Below are 25360 nucleotides of genomic sequence, written 5' to 3'. Positions count from 1 at the left end.
AATTTTGTTGTATATAATTAGGATTATCAATTATGAAGTGGATTTTAACTTGGAAGGGAGTTAAACAACATGTCACGAACTTGTAGGACTATGAGCGAGAGCTTTGCTGTAGTTGCATACCTAGTGAGCCTAGTCATTATTAGCACGCGCGATGTGTTGCTTAATGTCTCGGCTGATTAAACTTGAGAACATTAACGCCATCGCGCTAAGAAGATTCTAGGCGATGGCGTTTTTTGGCACCTATCGCTTAGTTTCAGTGATAGGTGCTTTTTAATTTCAATTTAATCGAACAGCCACTTTGTAATAAATTAGAAGGAGGAGTTTTTTTATGACTATGTCAGAACCGAAAGCACCGCAACCTAAAGAAATCGATTGGAACAACTTGGGCTTTAACTATATGAATCTTCCTTACCGTTATCGCGCCTACTGGCGTGATGGTGAATGGCAGGACACTGGTCTGACTGAAGATGCAAATGTAACCATTAGTGAAGGATCAACTTGCCTACACTATGGTCAAGAGGTTTTCGAAGGTTTAAAAGCATATCGGTGTAAAGACGGTAGTGTTAACCTCTTCCGCCCTGATCAGAATGCTAAACGAATGCAAAAAAGCTGTGAACGTTTGATGATGCCTAAAGTCCCAACTGATATGTTCATTGCGGCCCTAAAAGAAGTTGTTCGTGCAAATGAAGCATACATTCCTCCATATGGTTCAGGCGGTACACTTTATCTTCGTCCATACCTTATTGGGGTTGGTGGAAATATTGGGGTTCATCCGGCGCAAGAATATATTTTCTCAATCTTTGCAATGCCTGTTGGCAACTACTTCAAAGGCGGCTTAACTCCGACAAACTTCGTTGCTTCTGAATATGATCGTGCTGCACACAAGGGGACTGGTGCAAGCAAAGTTGGCGGTAACTACGCTGCTAGTCTTTTCCCAGGACAAATCGCTCATGATGATGGCTTTTCAGATTGTATCTATCTCGATCCAATTGAACATAAAAAAATCGAAGAAGTGGGTTCAGCTAACTTCTTTGGAATCACAAAAGACGGTAAATTTGTTACACCCAAGTCACCATCAATTCTGCCTAGTGTAACTAAGTATTCCTTACTTTATTTAGCAGAACACCGTTTTGGGATGAAAACTGAACAAGGTGATATCTACATTGACCAGCTGGATCACTTTGCAGAGGCCGGCGCTTGTGGAACTGCCGCTGTTATTTCTCCTATCGGCGGTTTCAAATATGGCGACAATTTCCATGTCTTTTATAGTGAAACCGAAGTTGGTCCTGTAACACGTAAATTGTATGATGAATTAACTGGCATTCAATTTGGTGACGTTGAAGCACCCGAAGGCTGGGTTGAAAAAGCCTAGTCGGCTTAAAATTTTGAAGGAGTGTTAATTATGGAAAATGCTGAGGCACAAACAAACCCAACTGTTAAAGAATATGCATATCGTATTACTGCCGCAATTGCTAATGCAGTTTTGGTAACATTAGGAATTGGACTTTTACTACAGACATTTGCTTCTTTTGTCCATTGGAATGCACTTTACCAAGTTGGTTTAATAGCAAATAGCTTGCTTGCCCCAGCACTTGGTGTTGCAGTTGCTTCCCAACTGGGAACAAATTCTTTGGTCATCTTTAGTGCTATGATCTCATCAACTATCGGTGCAAACGCTGTTCACTTTACAACAAGTGCTGTCAACGGAACCACTGCTACTGGCGCTAATTTGATGCAAGCTGCTGGTTCGATCACCCTTTCAACGGGACAACCAATAAGTGCTGTTTTAGCCGGTTTAATCGCCGCTTTGGTTGGTAAATATCTGACGGGTAAAACCCCGTTAGACATGATGTTGGTTCCACTTGCAGCTACCTTTATTGGCGGAGTTGCCGGTTTGGGATTAGCCGCTGTAACTACTCCATTCTTACTGGGAGTCAGTGCTTATATTGCAGAAACAATGCAGGTGAACCCATTAATCGGTTCAATTTGTGTTTCTGTAGTCTGGGCATTGTTCTTAATGACTCCCGCTTCTTCTGCGGCTTTAGCAATTGCCTTGACGCTTGACCCTATCTCTTCTGCCGCTGCTTTGATTGGAACAACATCTCAATTTGTTGCCTTTACTGTGATGTCTTTCCGGCAAAACAACGTTGGAGCGAATATTGCACAGGGTCTTATCACACCTAAGGTTCAATTCCCTAATCTGCTGATCAACCCATATCTTTTATTACCATCTATACTTTCCGCCACTGTATGCGCACCGATTGCAACGATCCTGTTTGGGTTCCGTTCGACCTATAAATTGGCAGGCCTGGGACTTAATTCCCTCATTGCACCTTTAGCATACGCTGCACAAGGATGGGGAGATTTCGCAGTTTATATGTTAACTGGGGTTGTCTTACCTGCTGCTATTTCCTTAGTTGCTTATGGCATGATGAAAAAAGCAGGTCTTATTCAAGATAACCAGTTGCACTTGGAAATTGTTTAACCATTATCGAATAAAAATAAATATTACTAATTCTAGAGAGGAACTTGTTTTTTATGGGAAGAAAATACGCAATTATCGGCGTTGGTCACGTCGGCGCAACAATTGCTTTTGCACTTGTTACTAAGGGCGATGCAGATGAATTGATTTTGATTGATAAAAATGAAAAGAAGGCTCGTGCAGAACAGCTAGATTTGAAAGATGCAACAGCACGACTGGAAACACGTCCGAAGATTAAGATCCAAGACTATTCTGAACTTGCTGACACAGACATTCTGTTTGTCACCGCGGGGAATATCCACGCACTTGATCACGCTAGTGGCAACCGCTGGGCAGAGTTTGAATATACTCGCGAAATCGTGAAAGATATTGCACCTAAAATCAAGGAAAGCGGCTTTCACGGTGTCTTGATCGACACAATGAATCCTTGTGATGCGATTTCCCAGTATCTCCAAAAAGAGATCGGTTTGCCAGGCTCTCAAGTTCTTGGAACAGGGACCTTCTTAGATACAGCACGGATGCAGCGTGTTGTCGCAGAACAATTCGATGTTGACCCTAAGAACGTTACCGGCTTTGTTTATGGTGAACACGGTGAATCACAATTCGTTGCTTGGTCAACAGTAAAAGTTAACGGGCTCGATGTTATTCCACTTGCTAAAGCGCGCAATATCAACCTAACGGAGCTTGAGTCACAATCAAGATCTGGTGGCTGGGCAATTCATTCCGGTAAAGGTTACACTAGTTATGCAATTGCGACATGCGCTGTCAAGCTTAGTCGAGCGGTCTTAGATGATGCACGCCTCATGTGCCCATGTTCTTCCTATAATAAAAAATATGACTCCTATGTCGGACAGCCCGGAATTATTGGGAAAAATGGTGTCGAAGAATTAATCGAAATTCCATTACCTGATGATGAAGAGGCAAAATTAGCTAATTCTGCTGCTACAATTCGTGAGAAATTTGCGACAATGTAACTGTTAGATATAACATCTACTTATTTTCTGACAATTTTTTCCTTCTAATTCTAATATGAACGTCATCAATGGGAGTATATCAACAGGCGGTAAGTTTTGAACTAGACCAGGCTGGTTCGTATACTTCAACTAAGAACAAACAAATGGAGCTGTGCCAAAAGTTAACTTTTGGCACAGCTCCTCTTTTTATTCCGTATAAACGTGTTCCATAAACCAAAATTATTCGTCTAACTTCGAATTACTCATAGCAAAGTACTCGCTACGTTCATAATTTCGAGTTATTACTCAATATCAAACTCTCATTTTTTATTATACGCATTAATGTGTTATATCTTCTCATTTGCTTGTAAATTATTTATGGTCAAATCTTGAGTTTACAACCCCTATTAGAGCTTAAGAACTGTTGGCACTCTTATCCTAACAAAGAAACGTGCAGCATAGGCTTATTAGACATGAACTCGGCAGGATTGATCCACCACGTCTGCTACCATTCTCCCCTCATGAATGCCCCAGATAACAAGACTTGGCCCGCGGCGTGCATCACCCGCTACGTAAACTTGTTCTTGATCAGTTGTATAGTCGTCATTAACTTGGGTAACATCAAAAGAATCCAGCACACTTTGCTGTGCCCCTGTGAAGCCCATTGCGAGTAAAACGAGATCAACTGGTTGTTCCTGTTCCGTACCAGCGATCGGTTTAAACAAACGAACTTTGCTTGTAGTCATACTTGTGACTGTACCTTTTTTACCCTTGAAGCCAACAGCTGTCATTTCATAGGATGTAAGCTCGCCACCAAATAGTTTCTGTGCTTCTTTTTGCCCGTATCCCTGTTTGGAGACCAATGGCCATTGTGGCCATGGATTACTGGCCGGACGTTTTTTCGGTGCCTGCCGGGTAATCTCAAGCTGCTGAACATTCGCTGCACCCTGACGCACAGCAGTTGCGATACAGTCATTTCCCGTGTCTCCGCCACCAATAACAACAACATTTTTACCCGCCAAGGCCTTGTTGGCCTTAGTTCCATCCTCAATAACCTGTTTTGTAGCCAAGGTCAAATAGTCGACGGCTTGCATAATACCCTTCAATTGACGCCCTGGAACATTGATATCACGTGCTGAACGTGCACCGATAGTCAGTATAACCCGCTGAAACTCTTTTTTCAGTTCAGCAGCCGTGATATCAACCCCAACCTCAGTGTTTACCTTAAACTCAATTCCCAATTCCTTCATGACTTGAATTCGACGACGCACAATTTCTTTAGGAAGCTTCATATTAGGGATACCATACATGACTAAGCCCCCAGGATGATCGTCTCTTTCAAAAACTGTTACTGTATAACCTAGTTTATTTAACTCCCAAGCCGCAGACAAACCGGCTGGTCCACTGCCAACAACAGCCACCTTAATTCCATTTCTACGCAACGGTGTTCCACTATCTTTAACCCAGTCGAACTTAAAAGCCTGTTCGATGATGAACCGCTCATTGTCTTTGATAGTAACTCCTTTACCATGCAAAGCCTCATTACAGGCAACCTCACAAGGAGCTGGACAGACACGTCCTGTAAACTCAGGCAAAGGATTCGTCTTTGTCAGCCGCTCAAAAGCACGCTTGTCCTCATTTCGATAGATGAGATCATTCCATTCCGGAATCAAGTTGTCATTCGGACAGCCGCTGACAGCGCGTCCGCCAGTGTAAAAGAAACCTGCGTGGCAATGAGGTACCCCACAGTTCATACATCGTGCAGCTTGTTTACGTCTCTCCTTGTCGCTCAGAGCATTCTGCATTTCTTCAAAGTCTTTGATTCTTTCTTCCACTGGTCTGATGGGATTATCGACACGTGCATATTTCATAAAACCAAACGGATCTGCCATTTCCCTTCCTCCCCTTCTTTATTTTATTATCGTCGGCTGTGACCCGACTACAGTATCAAAAGCTTTTTGTTCCAGTTGATCGGCTGCAACACCTTCACTTGCAAACTGTGCTATGATCTCATTCACATGTCGATATTCCTTTGGATAAACTTTAACAAAATTAGCTTGTTCAGCATTCCAGCTATCTAAGATATATTTGGCTTTTCGTGATCCTGTGTATTTGAAATGTTTCTGCAGTAATTCTAAGACCACGCTGTCATCACCCTTTTCATTCAACCTAAACAGTTCAATCATTTCTAAATTACATTTTTGCCTAAAATTATCTGCTGGATCATAGATATAAGCAACTCCACCAGACATCCCTGCACCAAAATTGCGCCCGGTTGTACCTAAGATCAAAGCAATGCCGTCTGTCATGTATTCACAACCATGGTCGCCGATTCCTTCTGCAACAACTCGTGCTCCTGAATTTCGGACACAGAATCGTTCACCCGCTCGACCATTGAAGTATGCTTCTCCACGTGTTGCGCCGAAACAAGCAACATTTCCTACGATTGGCGCATTACTATAAAGTTCTTGTGCTTTCTCAGGTGCTTTGACAATCAGTCGACCACCACTTAGCCCTTTGCCGACATAGTCATTTGCTTCCCCTGTCAATTCAAGTTCAAGACCTTGAGTGATGAATGCACCAAAACTCTGACCAGCTACCCCAGTATACTTATATTTCAATTGTCCTTCAGACAGCGTATCGTTTCCGAATCGTTGGGCGATCCACCCGCCCATTCTTGCTCCGACAGTACGCATTCTATTATTGATGTCATTTTTGATAACAACATCTTGCTTACTTGCAATTGCTGCTTCAGCAAAATCATTTAAATCTGGCCACTGATATTTTGGTACAAATGGGTCAGCTGACTTACGTTCAATGCCTAATGGCGTACTCAAAATTCGCGAAAAATCTAGTGATTTTGCTTTTCCTTTGGCAATAAACCGCGGTCGTAAGTTCTCCGTGTGCCCGACTAATTCATCAATCGTGCGGTATCCTAACTCCGCCATTTCCTCACGTAGATCTTCCGCAATAAACCTCATACAATTCTTAACATGCTCAGGTTTACCTATGAAGAAGTTGCGTAGTCCAGGATTCTGGGTTGCAATTCCTGTTGGACAAGTATTCTTACTGCAGACTCGCATCATAATACAGCCAATTGAGACAAGTACTAAAGAAGCAAAACTATACTCTTCTGCTCCAAGCATTGTTGCGATTAAAACATCTCTTCCAGTCATTAGTTTTCCATCTGTTTCCAATGTCGTCCTTTGGCGTAGATTATTCAGTGCCAGTGTCTGGTGAGCTTCTGCCAAACCCATTTCCCAGGGAAGGCCAGCATCTCGAACCGAATTTCGTGGAGCAGCACCTGTTCCACCGTCATATCCACTGATAACAACTTTGTCTGCTCCTGACTTAACAACACCCGCAGCAATCGTTCCCACTCCAGTACTTGAAACCAATTTGACCGTGACTTTAGCAAAAGGATTGACCTGTTTTAAGTCGTATATCAGCTGTTTTAAATCTTCGATTGAATAAATATCATGATGCGGTGGTGGTGAAATCAAACGGACTCCTGGTACAGAACCCCGAATTTCCGCGACCCACGGGAAGTTCTTAGTCCCTGGTAGTTGTCCGCCTTCACCGGGTTTAGCACCTTGCGCGACCTTTATCTGAATCTCTTCCGCACTCATCAGATATTCAGCGTTAACACCAAAACGTCCCGATGCAACTTGTTTGATTTTACTATTCAGATTTCGCCCATCAGCTTTCTTCTTATAGCGCGCACGATTCTCACCACCTTCACCGCTATTACTCTTAGCTTCCAAGTCATTCATTGCCTCTGCAATACATTCGTGCGCTTCCTTGGAAAGAGAGCCAAAACTCATCGCACCTGCTTTAAAACGCTTGACAATCTGACTGACTGGTTCAACCTCACTCAACGGTATTTTATCTTTCTTCTCTTGTATTTCCCAAAGCGAACGGAGTGTTGTTGGAGTAGTTAGTTCTTCTTCATGCATTTCACGGACATACTCTTTGTATACATCATAGTCGCCTGTTCGAACTGCCTGTTGAAATTTGTACATAATCAACGGATTGTATAAATGATGTTCCCCTTCATGTCTGAATTTAAAGCTACCTCCTGACGGAAGATCCTCGACCGCCTTAGACCCGAATGCCCGTTCATAACGTGCAAGATACTCAGCTTCGATCTGATCCAACGACAAACCGCCAATCCTGCTCTCAGTTCCAGTAAAGTATTCATCAACAACTGCTTGTGAAAGCCCTACAGCTTCAAACAACTGTGCTCCTTGGTAACCAATAATCGTCGAAATACCCATGCGGCTCATGATTTTTACAATTCCCTTTTCAGAAGCTTTGCGGTAGTTTTCTACCTTATCCCCAAGATCATAAGCTATTAAAGTAGCGTAGGCTCCGTAAGGATGAATCGCAGATGCGCCATATCCTAATAAAGTCGCAAAATGATGGATTTCACATGCTTCACCTGTATCTACAATGATTGAGGCTAATTCACGTTTGCCTTTGCGTACAAGATAATTATTTAAGCCCGCAACAGCTAATAGCACTGGAATAATCAACTTTTCTCGTGTCGCGTTGCGATCGGTCAAAATAACAAGATTTGCACCGCTATCAATTTTGCTCTCAGCATCTTTGAACATATCATCAAGTGCTTGTTCCAAACGATTGGGACGTTGCGCTTTATCGTAACACAACGAGGTCTCGGCAACTTTAAAACCGTTTTTTCCATTCAAATGGCGCAAGCGTTCATATGCTGCTGAATTTAAAATAGGGGAATCAACTTTTATTTTTTTAGCATTTAAGGGACTATCACTTGTGATATCACCATCCGCACCCAGAAACATTTCCGTGCCGATAACAAGTTTCTCACGAATCGCGTCGATTGGAGGATTAGTAACCTGCGCAAATTGCTGTTTAAAGTACGTGAACAAAGATTGAGGTTTTTTGCTCAGAACAGACAGTGGAGAATCATACCCCATCGAAATAACTGGTTCCTCACCGTTTTGAGCCATTGGGATGATTGCATCACGAATCACATCTTCTGTATAACCATGACGGCGCCACAATGTGCGTAAAGCATTGGATGATATATTTTCATCCACATCTGCTTCTGACAAGTCTGCAAGCGTCAACTGTTCCTTGGATAGCCATTTTTTATAGGGATGTTGATTTGCATAATGTTCTTTTATTTCTTCAGTTCGATAGAACTTTCCCTTGGCGGTATCAACCAAAATCATATCCGCAGGACCAAGGATACCCTTCTCTATAATATTTTCCGGCTCCACATCGTACACACCTGACTCCGAAGCAACTATTAGAAAATTACCTTTCACAAGGTTATAACGTGAAGGCCTTAATCCGTTCCGATCTAACATAGCCCCCACCTGAACCCCATCAGTAAAACATAAGGCAGCTGGTCCATCCCATGGAGCAACAAAACTTGAATTGTATTCATCAAAAGCAGCTTGTTCTGCAGATAAATGAGCCTCTTTACCCCAAGCTTCAGGGACCATCATTAACAGTATCTGTGGTATATCACGCCCATTTCGATAAAGATATTCCATACAATTTTCTAGTTTTGCAGAATCCGAATCGTCTTCGTTATAAATCTCAATATTATGACTAACCATCCAATTCTCGGCACGTTTTAATGTATTAATCTCACCATTGTGCGCAATGAATCTAAAGGGTTGGGCACGCTCCCAGCTCGGAAAAGTGTTAGTTGAAAAACGCGAATGGATTAGGGCAATTGAGGATTTCATTTCGGGATGATGTAAATCTGGGTAGAATTCCCCCACCTGATAAGCATGCAGCATTCCCTTGTAACAAAGCGTGCGACTTGAAAAACTAACGATAGCGAACTCGTCAGCTGAAAATGTCTTCTCTAAGTGGCGGCGCAGGTGATACAGCGTATCTTCAAACGATCTGCCTGCCTCAATATCAGCAGGTTTTCTAACAATTACTTGAACAAACCCCGGCAGCGCTTTTTGTGCTGTAGGTCCACAATTTTCATAAACATACGGCACATCACGTGTTCCGATGACCTGAAAACCATAACGTGAGATTTCGTCACTTACTGATCTTAACATTGCATCTTTTTCATACTTTTCCTGCGGCAAAAAGAACATCCCGACGGCATATTCGCCCAAGGCAGGTAAGCTCAATTCTTTTTCTTCAGCATATGCCCTGAAAAAAGTATCGGGCATCGCAAGCAGAATGCCCGCTCCATCGCCAGTATCCGGCTCAGAACCAGTTCCCCCACGGTGATTCATTCTTTTCAACATAATCAAAGCACGTTCAACTAGTTCGTGACTAGTTTTACCGTCAACCTGCGTAATGAATCCCATTCCACAGGCATCATGTTCAAAGGTCGGGGTATACATCGTTTTATTTTTATCAATCATTTATAATTTTCCCACCTTATTTTAACAAGTCATTTTCAACAGACATTAGTTTTGTTATTTAGAAAAAATACTACTTTTTATTTTAAAAAAATCTAATGTTCTTTTAATTTTAATGAGAAAAGCACAAAAACACAAGTATATTATTGTAATTGTTTGCAAACAAAGGAAAAAGCAATTTTAAACCTTGTTATATTATGTCAAAAAAAGAACTGGGTCAAAATTTAAATCTTGACTCAGTTCTCTTATTTATTCAAGCTGGATATGTTTCGCAAATCAGAATTCTTCATCTAATTTTGACTACTCATAACAAAGAACTCATTATGTTCACAAATTAAATTAGCAGCTAATTTTACCAACCTATTCCACTATCGGATGAACGCACTAAAATCACTTTAATTCACCCTCCCGCCATCTAGCCACCGAAACTAGCGAAGAGCATTAAAATAGGTCGATTCAATTACAGTATATCAATTTTTTGAAAACCTAAGGTCCTTGTTTGCTACTTGGAACTACACACATGTTATTCTTTATACACTAAGAAATTGTTGCATTCTTTTCCTATAACCACCATAAACGAGTCTATATACATTTTCGAACCGAAAACCTGAATGAAAAGCATCGCAGAAACTAATCATCTGTTTCTTTCTCCAAAACTTTCCCTGTCTGTGCGTTGACCTTGACCTCAACCTGTTTGCTGCCGTTTTTTACCTTGACCTCCCAATAGGTCGTACCCATATCTTTGTCCATAGACCACTCAAATGCTTGGCCTGCTCCCACGGACTTTTCAGCTATAGCGGCTGCTCTTTTCACAGAAATCAGGTTATCCAGGTTCAATTTATCTTCATTACGCTTACTGCCATTTCTTTCATCATTATCAAGTTGTTCCTGTCTTTTTTGACTGACGTCTTTGTTAAGTGCATCAACTTTGAGGGAATACTCCTTGTCATCATCAACACCCTCAACCTCATAGTAATATTTGCCAAAGGTTGCGTCTAATTCAATCGAAGTGATATCTGTATTCGGATATGCATCTTGATAAATCGCAATTGCATCGCTGGCAGAAACCCTTACCTTTTTGTCAAAGACACTTTTTTGGTTTGACTTTCTTTCACTCGAACTAGTCGATTCTGAGCTGCTAGTTGCTGCTTTGTCGTCTTGATTGCTTGAAGAACAGCCTGCCAGTAATCCTAAAATGGTTATTCCAAAAATCACAGTACTTAGCTTTTTCAAAAAAATCCTCCTTTTATAACTAATATTTTTTAAAATGCTTGTTACTACCTCTTGCCCTAAGCTTAACTTGACCCGTTCTTCATTGTCTATGAATATGCACCCTGACCGCTATACAAAAAACATGTACAATGGGGATGTAAAGTAAAATAATAAAGAGGTACATTTATGTTAAATACAACGTTATTACAAGGTGATACTGTTGCCTTGATTGGAAGCTCTGACCCATTAAAAATTTCCGATGCATCAGTCATTGATTCTCTGCTAGAAATTCTCACTTCATGGAATTTAAAAGTGAAAGTCAGTCCCTTACTTTTCGATAATGATCTTGGAAACTTCATTCAAAAGGCTGCTGTTATTAATCACTATTTTGCTGATAAAAAAATCAAAGCTATTTTTGATGTCAGCGGCGGTAATATGTCTAATAGCCTTATTCCCTACCTTGATTACAACTTGATCGAGAAAAACCCTAAATTATTCTTCGGTTACAGTGATCTAACTGCAATTTTAAATGCTATTGGAACGCACTCCAAACTGCCAGTTGTTCTATTCCAGTTAAAAACGATCGTGTGGGACAAGTCCGGTGAACAAAAACGGCTGCTTTACAACTCCCTCTTTAAGGAAATGAAAGAGCTCTACCATTTCAATTATTCCTTCGTTAAGGGAAATGAGATGGTGGGGCCTGTGATCGGTGGAAACATTCGTTGCTTTTTAAAACTCGCAGGTACCGCGTATTTTCCAGATTTAAACAATAAAATTCTCTTTCTAGAAAGTTATAGTGGAGAAAGGGAGCTACTCTTTTCAAGTTTCCATCAACTATCGCAGCTGCCAGCTTTCTCTGGATTGGCAGGCGTCATTTTAGGAACATTCACAAAGTACGAGCAAACAAAACCTGCACGAAATGCGGCTACTCTTTTTTTGGACTCACTTCCGCAATACAAAGCACCTTTAGTGAAAACTAATCAGATCGGTCATTCCCAAACTTCGAAAGCTCTGTTTCTTGGAGTACCATTAGATCTGAGAAGATAAAGGTCAGAAAATCCACGTTAAATTCAAATAACTTGTGCTGACTGTCATAGTCTCAATTAATTTTTAACTAATTTCCCAGGAAATATTTATAATAGAATGTTTTGTCACCAGTCTGATAGTTTTACTTGCCGCCCCTTTCTAGTTGAAGTAGTTTTAGTTTACGCTCCACCCCGCCAGCATAACCTCCAAGTTCCCCATTCGCACGGATCACACGATGGCACGGGATCACAAGCGCCAACTTATTCGATCTGTTCGCACTCCCTACAGCCCTAACTAGCTTTGCATTCCCTAATCTTGCTGCCACTTCCTGATATGACAGTGTTTCTCCGGCAGGAATCTTTTGTAGAACGGCCCATACGCTCTTTTGAAAAGGTGTGCCGCTTTTGCACAGTGGTAATGAAAAAGACTTTCTTTCCCCTGAAAAATACTCACGCAACTGTTTGCGCACCCTTTGATTGATGCTAGTATCTCCCAAAACAACAAATGCAGACTGTCTTCGAGCAGTTTCTTTAATCTCCTCAACAAGATTTTTCTTATCTGCAAATTCTAATAAATATAAAAAACATTGATCAGATAAACTGAGCATCTCTCCCAGTGGGGTTGCAATTAAGTTGAGATTGAGTTTTTTGCTACTGTGTTTGAAGTTTTCATTTACTTGTTTTAAATATGCTTTTACTGTTTTTGAACTATATCCTTTGTTCTTCTGCATTTTTGACCTCTCTAAAATTAATTATCTTTGAATTCTTGCATTTTACCAAAATTAATAAAAAATAGTGAAGAACCACCAAGAGTCCTTCACCAATCAATTCATTTCTTATTTTCAGTAGTTGTGCCTTTTACAAATACTTAACCCGCAGCGACTGAGCTTCTTAAAATAGCTGTTGCATCAGCCTCAACTGGGATCTGTTCTGCAGGAAGAACATGCACTTCTCCTCCATGGCTTATTGTCAACAACGCTAAGTCATTGTAAACATTATTATCGTGGCTCAATACTGATGTTGTATCGATTTGCAGTTGATCTGAAATCCTTCCAGGGGAGCTCGCACCCGCACGGACGAAAAGGATTTCAATTTGCCCTGCAATTGCTCCTTCCATTAAAACACTCAGGTCAGTTGTGGTCCTTTTAGATCCTGCAGCTTTTTCATATTTATGCTCAAAAGTCTCCATCTCTGCTTTTTTAAACTTATCTGTTATGCTTGTTGTCAAAAGCTGCAATTCCTTAACCGAACCATTCAAATTGGCTACTTGTGCCAGCTGCACATCTTTGCTCAGATAAGGATTTTGAGAAAGCTTTCGGAAATTACCTTGATTTTTTGCATCTGTTACTAGAACTAGTGGCTGCCGATCAAGATTGGAATAGTTCTTAAACACATACTCGTCTACTACCATAAAGAAATTGCGCCGATCTGCATTCTCAGCAGTATCCAAAGAACCTGTGCCACTATACTGTGTCCCGCCATTATCACCACCAGTTGATCTTTGCCAGTGCCCACGGCTACCCAGCTCAGATCCTAGAGCATCCTGCAAAGTCTTAGGAGCGTCATCTGGGAGTTCTACAAGCTCAGGCTTATTGTCTACGACCTTAACCAAATGAAAGACATCTTTTCCTAATAACAAAATATCGTACGAGAAAGTCAGCTCACGCGCCGCAATTAAAGGCAAAATTTCCGGTTTATCTGCAATACTTATCCTGCTGGACAATGGTTGTGCTACTCTAAAATGCAGACCACCCTTTGGCCCCACAAAGATTGCCAACCCACGCGCTGTGCCATTCCCCAGCGGGTCATGCGCAAACTTCTCTAACTCGCGTGCATACAGGGACCAATCGCTTGCGGTATAGTTTTGTGTTAGTTCACGTTTGGCTTCAGTAACTAGACTGTTGAATTGTGTACGGTCAGCCGAAACATCATGAAGTGATGAACTAAGCGGCATGAAAAGTGAGATAAATGGGCCGGGACTATCTTTCAATTTTAAAATATCTTTTAATTCTTCAGTAAGCGCCATAGCGAATCCCTCCAATATTAAAGTAACATCAAACCTGTAACAGTTAAGTGCCAATTCCTTGCCCTAATGCTAACATATTAAAAAAATTGCTTCATCTAAAACGCTTGCTCAATGTAGGCTAAAGATCTCTTATCAGTTTTATTTGCAACCCCAAAAAGCTGAAACAAAATAAATATATGCCCTACAGCTGCATTTTTTGTCAGGCAGCCAAATATGTCATATATACCTTGGTTCAGCTTCTTAATCTTTTGAAAAAACAAAGTTATTATTATCTTCCCTTAATATAATTCTGACCATCCGCTGCAGGAGCAACTGATTTGCCAAGAAAAATAACAAGAACAACAATCGTAATGGCATATGGTGCAATCTGGAACCATACAGAATCCATATTATCTAGGATAGGGACATAACCGCCAATAATGGGCAGGCTTTGTGCCAAACCAAAGAAGATTGCTGCTCCTGTAGCCCCCAACGGATTCCATTTGCCAAAAATCATCGCGGCTAGCGCCATAAAACCTTGACCTGAAATAGTGCTGGCTGAAAAATTCAATGTAATTGATTGTGCCATAACACCTCCACCGACTCCACCCAAGGCGCCAGAAATCAGTACTCCCAAATAGCGATATTGTGCTACATTTATTCCCAACGTATCAGCCGCCATTGGATTCTCACCTACAGAGCGCAAGCGCAAACCGATGTTCGTCCGATAGAGGAAAAACCAGCTAACTCCGCCAATAAAGACAGCTACATAAGCGGCTAGTGACGTCTTGGTGAATAAAATTTTACCAATAAAGGGAATATCTGCTAACCCGGGAAATGTAAAAGTTCCCATACTTTGATTGATTACGGGTGTCTGCCCCTTCCCATTATAGAAAACACGTGTTAAAAAAATACATAGCGCTGGGGCCATCAGGTTTAAAACTGTTCCACTGATAATATGATTCGCACGACAATTGATAGTTGCGACAGCATGAAGAATTGAAAAAAGTAATCCAAAAACTCCACCAATCAAAAGCGACAGCCACGGAGTTGCATTTCCAAAAATATTTCCACAAGACAGGTTAAAAACAGTGCTGGAAAAAGCACCGACAATCATCATACCTTCAAGTCCAACATTAACAACTCCACTTCGTTCAGAAAATGTTCCACCAAGCGCGGTAAAAATAAGCGGAGCAGCATAAATTAAAGTCGTTGAAAAAACTGTCATTAAAATTGTCGAAAAACTCATTTATTTGCACCTCCATTTGTTACTTTGTGCTGCTTTTTGCCCCATTTTCTAGTTAAAATAACTTCAAAAATATACTTAATTCCAACAAAGAAGATAATAGATGCAATGACAATATCAACGATTTCACTAGGCGTATTGGAATAAACCGAAATGCTTAGCCCACCAATTTGTAAGGCAGAAAACAGCAACGCAGCAAAAATGATTCCAATCGGATTCTCTGCCGCCAACAAAGCGACTGCCATCCCATTAAATCCAACACTTGGAAGATTATTGGATACGGAAATATTTTGAAAATTACCTATTCCATCAATTGCACCACCCAAGCCAGCCAATAATCCTGAAAGCAGCATTGCAATCACGATTGTTTTTTTCACATTGATACCTGCGTACGTTGAGGCAGCCTCATTCAGTCCAACTGAACGGACTTCAAATCCTGAGCGTGTTTTATTAAAATACATCCAAATCACAAAAACTGTGATAATTGCAATAAAGAAACCCCAATTAAAAGTCGAATTGTTGGTTATTTTTTGCAGAAAGTCTGTGTTTAAACTAGCTCTCTGTACGATATTAGGAGACGAGTCACTCCCCTTTTTAGCCAACCAATTTTTAACAGCAAAGTTAACAAAATACAATGCAATATAATTTAACATAATGGTCGTAATGACCTCGCTGGTTCCAAAATAAGCTCTTAGAAAACCTGCAATAAACGACCAGATTCCGCCTAAAAGTGCGCCGCACACCATAGAGCCGCTGATCAAGGCCCATGTTGGCAAGGTTGTAAAGTTTAACGCAAAAACAATTGAACCAAACCACCCCATCAAGTACTGACCCGGTCCCCCAATATTAAAAAAACCAGCCTTACTTGAAACCGCAAATCCTAAAGCTGTCAGAATCAAAGGAGTCATATTACGCAGTGTCTCACCTAGCGAGTAAACATCACCTAATGAACCAATGAATAGATTCTGATAGTTCTGTACTGGATCATAGCCGAATATCAACATCAAGATCGCGCCAATAATGAAACCCGCAATAATTGATATCAAAGGAACGGCTAAAGCCCGTATTGATCTACTATGCAGCATTTAACTAATCTCTCCCATCTCTTCCTACTCAGCTATTTTTCTTCCAGCCATCAGTAACCCCAGTTCCTCACTAGAGGTTCTTCTCGGATCAATTTCCCCCACAATCTGGCCTTCATGCATCACAACTACACGATCTGACAGTTTTAAGATTTCCTCAAGTTCAAAACTCACAAGTAACACACCGTGACCTGAATTACGCTGCTCGACAATCTTTTCATGGATATATTCGATTGCACCGATATCGACCCCACGTGTCGGATTAGCAGCTATCAACAAATCAGGGTGAGCATTTATCTCACGCGCTACGATCACTTTTTGCTGGTTTCCGCCAGAAAGATCTTCTACAAGCTCTTTTTCGCTTTGAGAACGAATATCAAATTTTTCAATCAGTGCGCGTCCGTCTTCATTAATTCTTTTATAATTCAAAAAACCTTTATTGCTGATTGGTTGCTTATAGTAAGATTTTAAAACAAGATTCTCAGCAATCGTCAGCGGCAATATCAATCCTATATTTTGACGATCCTCAGGAATGCATCCGATACCGGCCGCAGCGATTTTACGTGCATTTTGCTGCTGCAGTTGCTTATCGCCAAGCATAATTACTCCTTTTTTGACTTTTTGCAGTCCAGTGATAGCTGCAATCAATTCGCTTTGCCCGTTGCCATCAACTCCTGCAACACCAACAATTTCACCGGCATGAACTGTTAGGCTGAGATTTTTGAGTTTAAGCTGTCCATGCGCTTCAACGTTCAAATTCTCAATCCTAAAAATTTCCTTTCCCTGATCAGTCTCTTGCTTCTTGACAGCAAAATTAACTTTATGCCCGACCATCATTTCTGCCAAACTCTCTTCTTTGGTTTCAGAAACCTCAACGGTATCGACCAACTTGCCCATGCGAATAACAACACAGCGATCAGCAGCTTCTTTAATTTCTTTGAGTTTGTGTGTTATAAAAATAACAGATTTGCCTTCCGCTGCCAGAGTGCGCAACACTTTCATCAGCTGTTTGATTTCTTGCGGTGTCAATGCCGCAGTCGGCTCATCAAAAATGAAAATATTAGCTTTACGGTACAATGCTTTCATGATTTCAACACGCTGTTGCATTCCGACCGTAATATCACGGACTTTTGCATTCAAATCAATTTCTAAGTGGTACTTACCAGCTAAAAGTGTTATATCCGCAGCTGCCTGTTTATAATTAATTCGCCCTGCCTTAAGTGGCTCGTCTCCTAAAATAATGTTCTCCAGTACAGAAAAAGCTGGTATCAGCATAAAATGCTGATGTACCATGCCTATGCCTAATTTCTTTGCTTCACGTGGACTTTCCATTCTTACTATTTTGTCATTGATTATGATATCGCCTGAAGTTGGTTGTAATAGACCTGATAGCATTCCCATTAAAGTTGACTTTCCTGCACCGTTTTCACCAAGCAGGGCCAATATTTCACCTTGTTTCAATTCCAAGGAAATATCGTCATTTGCTTTATAGTTGCCAAAATTTTTGGTAATGTTCTTCATTTGAACAACGTACTTTTCCATACAGTTCTCCTTCTTTAACACGACTTGCATAAGTAGCAAAATGGCGAAGTTTTGGCTTCTCGCCAAATCCTCCACCATTTAAATGTGTGCCAGCCATAGACCAGCATACTGCTTTAGAACTTTATTTAGGGTTTACAGTAATCTCTCCATTTTCAATCTTCTTTTCATATTGTTGAACTGATTTCCAGGCACTAGCAGATAAGTTATCATTGATAATCCCTACACCATTGTCCTTCAAATCATACGTAACTGTCTTGCCGCCTGGAAACTTGTTCTTAGCTGCCTGTTTAGACAAGTCTTCCACAGCCGTTCCAACCTTTTTGACTGCTGATGCTAAGGTAACATTACCACCTTTGTAGGCTCCATCGGCTTTTTGGTCCTGATCGACCCCAACAACCCAAACTTTTTTACCATTTTTTGCTTCATTTTTAGCTGCTGTAAAGACCCCAGCACCAGTTCCACCAGCTGCGTGGAAGATAACATCTTCATTATTGTTAAACATAGCGGTCGCTAAAGACTGTCCAACATCAGCTTTAGTGAATGATCCTGCATACTTAACATCGACCTTGATTTTAGGATTAACAGCTTTAACACCTTGCCTGAATCCGGCCTCAAACGTTTTAATAACATCACTTTGAATTCCGCCAATAAAACCTACGCGCCCTGTTTTAGTAGTTTCAGCTGCTGCAACACCAGCCAAGTAGGAAGACTGTTCCGTTTTAAAAGTCACAGAAGCAACATTTTTCCGGCCTTTTACCACAGAATCAATAATTGCAAAGTTTGTTTTAGGATTGTCTTTGGCCGCTGAACTGATTGCGTTATCGATTTTATAACCAATTCCGAAGATAGTTGCATATTTAGCCTTAATCAGCTTATTAATATTGGGCAGAAAATCTGAGTCATCATTTGACTGGGCATAGTTATAACCATTGATCCCCTTCTTGAGTCCCTGGTCTTTCCCCCAACTCTTTAAACCTTCCCATGCAGACTGATTGAATGACTTATCATCAATTCCTCCACCATCAGTAACTAATGCCGCTGAATATTTTGTTCCCTTATTTGCTGATGAATTACCACCGCATCCCACAAGAATGGTTCCGACCATCAGTGTTGCCGCTAAAACTGCCACTACTTTTTTCTTCAATGAATGCATCCCCCAATTTATTTTTCTACGCCGAAAAGTATACTTTATTCCAAGTTAAAAATCAATACATTTATAGATTATAAACTCCAATTGTTCGTATATATTAAAAAGAAAACTAACAAATGATGTTATAAGTTTACTTAAAGCCAATTTTGACGAACACTATTATTATGATGTATAATCCAATCCATGAAATTAAGTCTTTTTAATTCTGCTTAGAAAGGTCGCAAAATATGACAGAAAAAGTTTATTTTAACCATGATGGAGGCGTTGATGATTTAGTCTCTCTTTTTTTATTATTGCAGATGGACGAAGTGAGCTAGTCGGTGTTGGTGTTGTTGACGCCGATAGTTACGTTATTCCAGCAGCTGAAGCTAGCCGTAAGATTATCGATCGTTTCAGTCATGCGGCTGTTCCACCTGTTGCAATTTCAAACTCGCGCGCAGTCCATCCTTTTCCTAAGGAGTGGCGCTTAGCAGCTTATTCTGAAAACTCGTTGCCATTATTGAACGAAAACGGAAAAATAGAAACTCCTATCACTGCAGAAGCTGCGCACCTTGATCTTTTACACAAACTGCAAGCATCCACAAGCCCTTTATCCTTGCTCTTCACAGGTCCGCTAAGTGACCTTGCCAGAGCTTTAGAAATTGATCCTGCAATCGAAAAAAAATTAAGCGGTTAATTTGGATGGGTGGTACTTTTTTGGATAAAGGGAATGTCGCCGAGCCTGACTGTGATGGTACTCAAGAATGGAATGCTTTCTGGGACCCAGAAGCTGTTAAGAGAGTTTTCGATTCTTCGATACCAATTGACTTGGTTAGCCTCGAAAGCACAAACAATGTGCCACTGACTCAGGCCATCCGGCAACGCTGGGCTTCCCAACGCCGTTTTACAGGACTTGATTTTATTGGCAACAGCTATGCCTTCGTTCCAGAATTAAGTTTCTTTGAGACGAACTCGACGTATTATTTATGGGATGTTTTAACGACCTGCTACTTCTTTGATCCAAGTATCGTTAAGACCAAAGAAATAACTTGTGATGTTAAAGTGGACTTTCCTTCTGATGGGCGCACCTTCTTAACCTCAAAGGGGCGCCGAGCAAACTTAATCTATGACGTTAATAATACTAGATTTTTTGATTTAATTGATGAACTTGCTAAAAAAGCTGATTAGTTTAACTGCATACCCTTTTTCTTCGGTTTTGAATTGGGGTATAATGGTTGAAAGTAACTATTGGATGCGTTGAATTCTGATAACGTTACAAAAACATCTAAAAAGGTGAACCTGATGGCAAAATCAACTGATATCAAATTACCAACGACAATTGAACTTGAAAAGAGCGTCCAGCTTTTTAAAGCTTTTGGCGACCAGACACGCTATAAAATATTGTTTTTACTCACTGAACGCAGCCTTTCAGTTAACGAAATTGCAGAAATAATTGGTATTTCACAGTCTGCGATTTCACATCAATTAAAATTGCTTCGGCAAACTGGACTGGTACGGGGAATCCGTTCTGGACAAAAGGTTAACTATCAGCTATCGGATCGCCATATTATGACGATATTCGAACAGGTTAGGGAACATGTCAGTGAAAAACGCACTGGGGCTGCTAACTAAAAAGCAACTGGGGCTGTGCCAAATTTAACTTTTGGCACAGCCCCTCTTTTATTCCGTATAAACGTGTTCCATAAGTCAAAATTCTCCGTCTAACTTCGAATTACTCATGGCAAAGTACTCGCTACGTTCGTAGTTTCGAGTTAGTACTCAAATTTTCCCGACTTATGTCACACTCCCAGTCGTTTTGCTTTAGAGATTAATGTTCGCTCATATCTAAGGATAGGTCTGCACACTTTTTTTACCAGCTCATTGCTTAATTTCCCAGGAAATTAAAAGTTCAGAAATACCTCCATACTCGTTTCCTATAGAACACTATTCGGCATCCCTTGAAAGTAGTTTTTCTATTTCAGCATGTTTTACTTTACCACTAGCCGTTCGTGGAAGCTGTGGCACCACAACAAATCTCTGTGGCACTTTATAGTGTGCTAGGAACTTGCGCCCATAGTTTTTTAGTTTTTTAACTTTGAGTTTAAAGTCTTTTTCGGTTTCAACAAATGCACAGGGAACTTGCCCCCATTCTTTGTCAAAAACTCCAACCACTGCAATTGCCTTTATACCCGCAACCCGACTATAAACCTTTTCAATCTCAGTCGGAAAAACATTTTCGCCTCCAGAGATAAACATCTCATCCTTACGTCCCTTGATAAATAAAAAACCCTCTTCATCAAAAAAACCAATGTCTCCAGTTTTGAACCAGCCATCTGGCGTCAGCTTAGCTTCAAAGCCTGCTTGATCGTTGAGATAACTTCGGGCAACATTAGGTCCCTTGACTTCAACTTCTCCTATGTGGTTTCTGCCTTTTATACGTACTTCTACCGGAAAAAGGGGCTTACCCACAGCACCAATCTTAGAAGGAGCATCGGCAAAGTTCAATGCTACAATCTGGGAACAAGTCTCAGTCATTCCGTATGACTGAATAACACTGATCTTCTTCTGACGGCAATCATTCAAAATCGCAGCGGCAATTGGTGCACCTCCCAACAAAAATGTGCGAAAGGCATTATTGTACCCTCCTGACGGATATACTTCTAAAAGGCGCTTTAGCATCACTGGGACAACCGACATTATACTTATTGGTCGCGTGGCAAGCAGTTCACTGATTTTCACGGGGTCAAAATGAGGTACTAGAACAACGCCCGTTCCGTATATCAAACTGCGCATCATTATCGACAAACCACTAACATGAAAAATAGGCACAGCACAAAGCCATTGATCATCTGCTTCCAGCCCTAGGTTTAGTACTGAACCAATGGCGGAAAAGAAATGATTGCGGTATGTCTGCAAAACTCCATGCGGTCGTCCGGTGGTCCCTGAGGTATACATAATTGATGCAATACTTTCATCCTCAAAAGTTGGTATTATTTTTAATTTACCGGTTTTAAATTTCTTTATTTCTGAAATGAAGTAATAGTTTTCATTTGATTTCACGAACTCTGAAAATTGCTTTTTCAACGAGTCATCAACGAACATAACTACGACCCCTGCATCTTTTCGCTGTCGTTCTAATTCTGCAAAAGCCAGTCGAAAGTTCAAAAGAACCGGTTGCACACCTATCTGCTGCAATGCAAGTATCATAAAGTAGCTTGCTGGTGTGTTACCTGTGATAAGTGCGGTTCGTTTACCTAGCCGTTTATCAAAACCAACTAATTTTTTTGCAATCCTATACACCGCATCCTGCAATTGCTTGAAAGTCCACGTTTTATCCTCGTACATTAAAGCCAAGCGATGTGGTGCTAGTTTTACCTGTTTAATTAACCAATTTTCCATAATATCGTTTCCTGCCACCTTATTTTAAGGAAACTTTGGAAATTTTCCAAAGTCAGGATGTCTTTTTTCGTTAAATGCATCGCGTCCTTCCTTTGCTTCATCAGTTGTATAATAAAGCATTGTCGCATCTCCAGCGAATTGCTGCAACCCTGCAAGGCCGTCCGTATCAGCATTCATTGCTGCTTTGATAAAACGAAGTGCTGTTGGTGATTTCGTCAGTAGCTCATCACACCATTTCAGCGTTTCCTTCTCAACGTCATCCAATGGTACTACCTTGTTTATCCAATTCATTTCAAGAGCTTCTTGTGCCGTATACCAGTGATTTAAAAACCAAACCTCTTTAGCGCGCTTATGTCCGATGACACGTGCCAAGTAACCTGAACCGTACCCTGCATCAAAGCTTCCAACTTTTGGTCCTGTTTGTCCAAACATGGCATTATCAGCTGCAATTGTCAGATCACAAACCAACTGCAGTACATTTCCGCCACCGACAGACCAGCCTTTTACCATTGCAATTACAGGTTTAGGAATTATTCTGATCAGATGTTGTAAATCTAAAACATTCAACCGCGCAATTTTATCTGGTCCCACATATCCGCCATTACCGCGTATCCCTTGGTCACCGCCTGAGCTAAATGCCTGATTTCCTGCACCAGTTAAAACAATAACGCCGATCGTACTATCATCACGACAAATACTGAATGCTTCCATAAGTTCACTGATAGTTACAGGAGTGAAAGCATTCCTTTTTTCAGGACGATTGATCGTTAGTTTTGCAATTGCACCTGTCCTTTCAAAAATAATCTCAGAATAATCCTTAACTTTCTCCCAACGATGTTTTCCCATATTCTTCTTCCTTTCTGTTAAAATAGAGCTGCAACTAACTTGGGGAGGCTTGACCATGAATCTACTTGAAGAGTTAAATATAAAAATTGAACACAGCACCTCACAAAAAACAATTATCTCTTTAAAAGTGAGTGATGTCATTAAACAACCTTATGGTTTTGTACACGGTGGTATAAATGCTGTGTTAGCTGAAACAGCGGCAAGTATCGCTGCTAACTGTGTAGCACCTGACGGTCAAATCGCTATCGGTGCCAGTGTCAACACTAACCATCTCACACCTGTTTCATATGGCGTTCTCAAAGCAATTGCACACCCCATCCATATTGGCGGTTCCCTGCAGGTGTGGCAGGTTGAAATCTTTCAGTTTCCCTTGCATAAACTGAGCAGCACCAGTGTTGTCACAACTGTATTTCATGCAGCACCCAAGTAATAGTACGCACACAATGTAATTTTAGCACATGAAGCTATTTTCACTTCAACACATGCATCATTCTACTCCTAACTTAGCTATTTCCTGAAAACAAGCTACTTTGTTTCTGATTTGTGAAATTTTGAACCCTTATCTTCCATGAATTTCTTACTTTGTTCAAACATGCTTGAGAAGGTCTTCTCAATTTTATCTGTGTCATGACTCATCCCGCTGCGTATCCATTGTGAAATAACCCCAATAGCACCATTCGTAATATAAGCATAAAAGTAATCAAACTGGACATCTGTCAACCAATTTATACGTTGCATCAGAAATGGACGTGTTGCCTCCTTTGCACCATCAAAAATTTCCTCCAAAAATGTATATCCTTTTTGTTTGTCAATAATAACCTTAACTATTTCTGGATCGGTACTTTTCAATACCTCAAAAATAGTCCCAAGCATTTCACAACTATCACCCTTAAACCTCTGCTTGATCAAATACATGCTTCTTCGATACAGTTCATCTTGCAAATGCTGCATCAGATCAAGTGGATTTCGATAATAACGATAAAAAGTTCCGCGATTGATGTCTGCACTACGGCAGATATCAGTCACAGTTATCGTTTCCAATTCCTTGTACCTTAATAATTCAAGAAAACTTTCCCGAATCACTTTCTTAGTGTAAAGCGTTCTTCGATTATTTCTTTTCCCTGTCACGATATCACTCCGTCATTTGATTTCTATATCTGCAACACCTAGTTTCATCATGGACTAATTCGTTGTACTAAATCTTAAAGCTATATTTGTATAGTCCATTAAAAACATTTAACTACAAAACCTCATCTAAGAAGAACTGCTTTTTTGCTAGGTCTGACATAAAGCGCTCCCAATAAGTAATACGGTGCAAAAATAATAATTCCTGTGACTAACATCCACGCTGCTGGAGACTGCATTGCCATACTTTTATTCATCCAATTGGCCAAAAATGCACCACTGTCTATTAATGCATGTAAAAAAACAGGCAAAAATAGATTGTGCGACCTCAAATAGACTGCACCAAGTATCATTCCTAAACTAAAAGCAAATTCGATTTGATATATAGTCGCCAAAAGCGATTGTTGGGTCAAATTAGTTAAATGAGCAGCACCAAAAACCATACTAGACGCAACTAAAGCTAACAGCGGACCGTACCTCAGGTGGTGCCACTTTGTTACTAAAGTTCGCAGCAATATTCCTCTGAACAGAAGTTCTTCAAAACCGCCTACTAGTAGACTTAACATGAATATTTTACTTGTGAGCATCCAAGGCGGAGCCTGTTTTATCTGAAAGTAGTTCACAAGAGTCGGGATTAGTGTAGGGAGACCCAAAAACAAACCTGTTTTCCAATACTTACGCTTAAAAGCTAAAGGAATTCTAAAATACATCTGGTTCACCGTAATGACCAGCACAAAAATACACAGTTCGCTAAAAAGCATCGTATTCCAGTAATCTATGAATTTTTGTCCCACAATCCAGCGCAATAATTTCAACAAAGTCATTACAAAAATGACAAAAAATAGTACTGCTTTAACATTGTGCTCTTTCATCTCCATGTAGCAAACACCCCATTCAATTTAAGAATAGCACCTTACATTTACTTAGAACAGTTTTA

The 25360-nt window shown here is 40.6% G+C and carries 19 protein-coding genes and 1 pseudogene; 7 read left to right on the top strand and 13 right to left on the bottom strand.

Features of this window, described 5'->3' with window-relative positions; genetic code table 11:
- The first annotated feature begins 328 nt into the window (after positions 1–328).
- Genes JCM15457_RS09080 through JCM15457_RS09070 form a run of 3 tightly spaced genes read left to right on the top strand, consistent with a single transcriptional unit; the run spans position 329 to position 3456 of the window.
- Positions 329–1372 carry a branched-chain amino acid aminotransferase gene (locus JCM15457_RS09080; RefSeq protein WP_034989481.1) on the top strand — a complete coding sequence of 348 codons (1044 nt, stop codon included), beginning with the start codon at positions 329–331 and terminating at the stop codon, positions 1370–1372.
- A gap of 30 nt (positions 1373–1402) precedes the next feature.
- Positions 1403–2485 (top strand): PTS sugar transporter subunit IIC, encoded by a 1083-nt coding sequence (locus JCM15457_RS09075; protein WP_034989478.1) that lies wholly within the window; start codon positions 1403–1405, stop codon positions 2483–2485.
- 53 nt (positions 2486–2538) lie between these two features.
- On the top strand, positions 2539–3456 hold the full coding sequence (locus JCM15457_RS09070) for an L-lactate dehydrogenase (RefSeq protein ID WP_034989477.1): 918 nt from the start codon (positions 2539–2541) through the stop codon (positions 3454–3456).
- A 446-nt stretch (positions 3457–3902) separates the two neighbouring features.
- Here the strand turns inward: JCM15457_RS09070 and JCM15457_RS09065 are convergent, their stop codons facing one another.
- From JCM15457_RS09065 to JCM15457_RS09055, 3 genes are all read right to left on the bottom strand, one after another.
- Positions 3903–5327, bottom strand: coding sequence for a glutamate synthase subunit beta (locus tag JCM15457_RS09065; protein WP_034989475.1), 1425 nt, complete (start codon positions 5325–5327; stop codon positions 3903–3905).
- An 18-nt stretch (positions 5328–5345) separates the two neighbouring features.
- Positions 5346–9815, bottom strand: coding sequence for a glutamate synthase large subunit (gltB, locus tag JCM15457_RS09060; RefSeq protein WP_034989474.1), 4470 nt, complete (start codon positions 9813–9815; stop codon positions 5346–5348).
- Positions 9816–10442: 627 nt separating this feature from the next.
- Positions 10443–11045: a PepSY domain-containing protein gene (locus tag JCM15457_RS09055; RefSeq protein ID WP_034989472.1), complete on the bottom strand. Its 603-nt coding sequence runs from the start codon at positions 11043–11045 to the stop codon at positions 10443–10445.
- A gap of 165 nt (positions 11046–11210) precedes the next feature.
- Between JCM15457_RS09055 and JCM15457_RS09050 the strand changes: the two genes are divergently transcribed.
- Positions 11211–12071 carry a S66 peptidase family protein gene (locus JCM15457_RS09050; protein WP_034989470.1) on the top strand — a complete coding sequence of 287 codons (861 nt, stop codon included), beginning with the start codon at positions 11211–11213 and terminating at the stop codon, positions 12069–12071.
- Between the two features lie 121 nt (positions 12072–12192).
- Here JCM15457_RS09050 and JCM15457_RS09045 read toward each other — a convergent pair whose 3' ends face one another.
- From JCM15457_RS09045 to JCM15457_RS09020, 6 genes are all read right to left on the bottom strand, one after another.
- Positions 12193–12780 (bottom strand): methylated-DNA--[protein]-cysteine S-methyltransferase, encoded by a 588-nt coding sequence (locus JCM15457_RS09045; protein ID WP_051993418.1) that lies wholly within the window; start codon positions 12778–12780, stop codon positions 12193–12195.
- Between the two features lie 137 nt (positions 12781–12917).
- A complete protein-coding gene (locus tag JCM15457_RS09040; protein WP_034989468.1) occupies positions 12918–14075 on the bottom strand; it encodes a baeRF6 domain-containing protein in 1158 nt (385 codons plus the stop codon).
- Between the two features lie 268 nt (positions 14076–14343).
- Positions 14344–15303, bottom strand: coding sequence for an ABC transporter permease (locus JCM15457_RS09035; protein ID WP_034989467.1), 960 nt, complete (start codon positions 15301–15303; stop codon positions 14344–14346).
- Positions 15300–16385: an ABC transporter permease gene (locus tag JCM15457_RS09030; RefSeq protein ID WP_034989465.1), complete on the bottom strand. Its 1086-nt coding sequence runs from the start codon at positions 16383–16385 to the stop codon at positions 15300–15302. The genes JCM15457_RS09035 and JCM15457_RS09030 overlap by 4 nt, the downstream gene beginning before the upstream one ends.
- 24 nt (positions 16386–16409) lie before the next feature.
- The gene (locus tag JCM15457_RS09025; protein ID WP_034989464.1) at positions 16410–17924 is read right to left on the bottom strand and encodes an ABC transporter ATP-binding protein; all 1515 of its coding nucleotides are present in this window, start codon (positions 17922–17924) and stop codon (positions 16410–16412) included.
- Between the two features lie 121 nt (positions 17925–18045).
- The gene (locus tag JCM15457_RS09020; protein WP_034989462.1) at positions 18046–19077 is read right to left on the bottom strand and encodes a BMP family lipoprotein; all 1032 of its coding nucleotides are present in this window, start codon (positions 19075–19077) and stop codon (positions 18046–18048) included.
- 224 nt (positions 19078–19301) lie between these two features.
- On the opposite strand from JCM15457_RS09020, the pseudogene JCM15457_RS09015 reads away from it, so the two are divergent.
- Together JCM15457_RS09015 and JCM15457_RS09010 are read left to right on the top strand one after the other, a co-directional pair.
- Positions 19302–20241, top strand: a pseudogene (locus JCM15457_RS09015) (nucleoside hydrolase).
- A gap of 114 nt (positions 20242–20355) precedes the next feature.
- Positions 20356–20685 carry an ArsR/SmtB family transcription factor gene (locus JCM15457_RS09010; protein WP_034989459.1) on the top strand — a complete coding sequence of 110 codons (330 nt, stop codon included), beginning with the start codon at positions 20356–20358 and terminating at the stop codon, positions 20683–20685.
- A gap of 312 nt (positions 20686–20997) precedes the next feature.
- Here the strand turns inward: JCM15457_RS09010 and JCM15457_RS09005 are convergent, their stop codons facing one another.
- On the bottom strand, positions 20998–22452 hold the full coding sequence (locus JCM15457_RS09005) for an o-succinylbenzoate--CoA ligase (protein ID WP_034989457.1): 1455 nt from the start codon (positions 22450–22452) through the stop codon (positions 20998–21000).
- A gap of 24 nt (positions 22453–22476) precedes the next feature.
- A complete protein-coding gene (gene menB / locus JCM15457_RS09000; protein WP_034989455.1) occupies positions 22477–23298 on the bottom strand; it encodes a 1,4-dihydroxy-2-naphthoyl-CoA synthase in 822 nt (273 codons plus the stop codon).
- 55 nt (positions 23299–23353) lie between these two features.
- Here menB and JCM15457_RS08995 point away from each other — a divergent pair, with 55 nt between their 5' ends.
- A complete protein-coding gene (locus JCM15457_RS08995) occupies positions 23354–23728 on the top strand; it encodes a PaaI family thioesterase (RefSeq protein WP_034989453.1) in 375 nt (124 codons plus the stop codon).
- Positions 23729–23823: 95 nt separating this feature from the next.
- Here the strand turns inward: JCM15457_RS08995 and JCM15457_RS11735 are convergent, their stop codons facing one another.
- Positions 23824–24426 carry a TetR/AcrR family transcriptional regulator gene (locus tag JCM15457_RS11735; protein WP_051993417.1) on the bottom strand — a complete coding sequence of 201 codons (603 nt, stop codon included), beginning with the start codon at positions 24424–24426 and terminating at the stop codon, positions 23824–23826.
- Between the two features lie 122 nt (positions 24427–24548).
- A complete protein-coding gene (locus JCM15457_RS11730) occupies positions 24549–25301 on the bottom strand; it encodes a CPBP family intramembrane glutamic endopeptidase (RefSeq protein WP_051993416.1) in 753 nt (250 codons plus the stop codon).
- Positions 25302–25360 lie beyond the last annotated feature (59 nt).

The sequence above is a fragment of the Liquorilactobacillus sucicola DSM 21376 = JCM 15457 genome, from assembly GCF_000612445.1.
Classification (GTDB): domain Bacteria; phylum Bacillota; class Bacilli; order Lactobacillales; family Lactobacillaceae; genus Liquorilactobacillus; species Liquorilactobacillus sucicola.
Note: the sequence above shows the minus strand (reverse complement) of the source record. Positions and strands in the feature narration are given on the sequence as shown.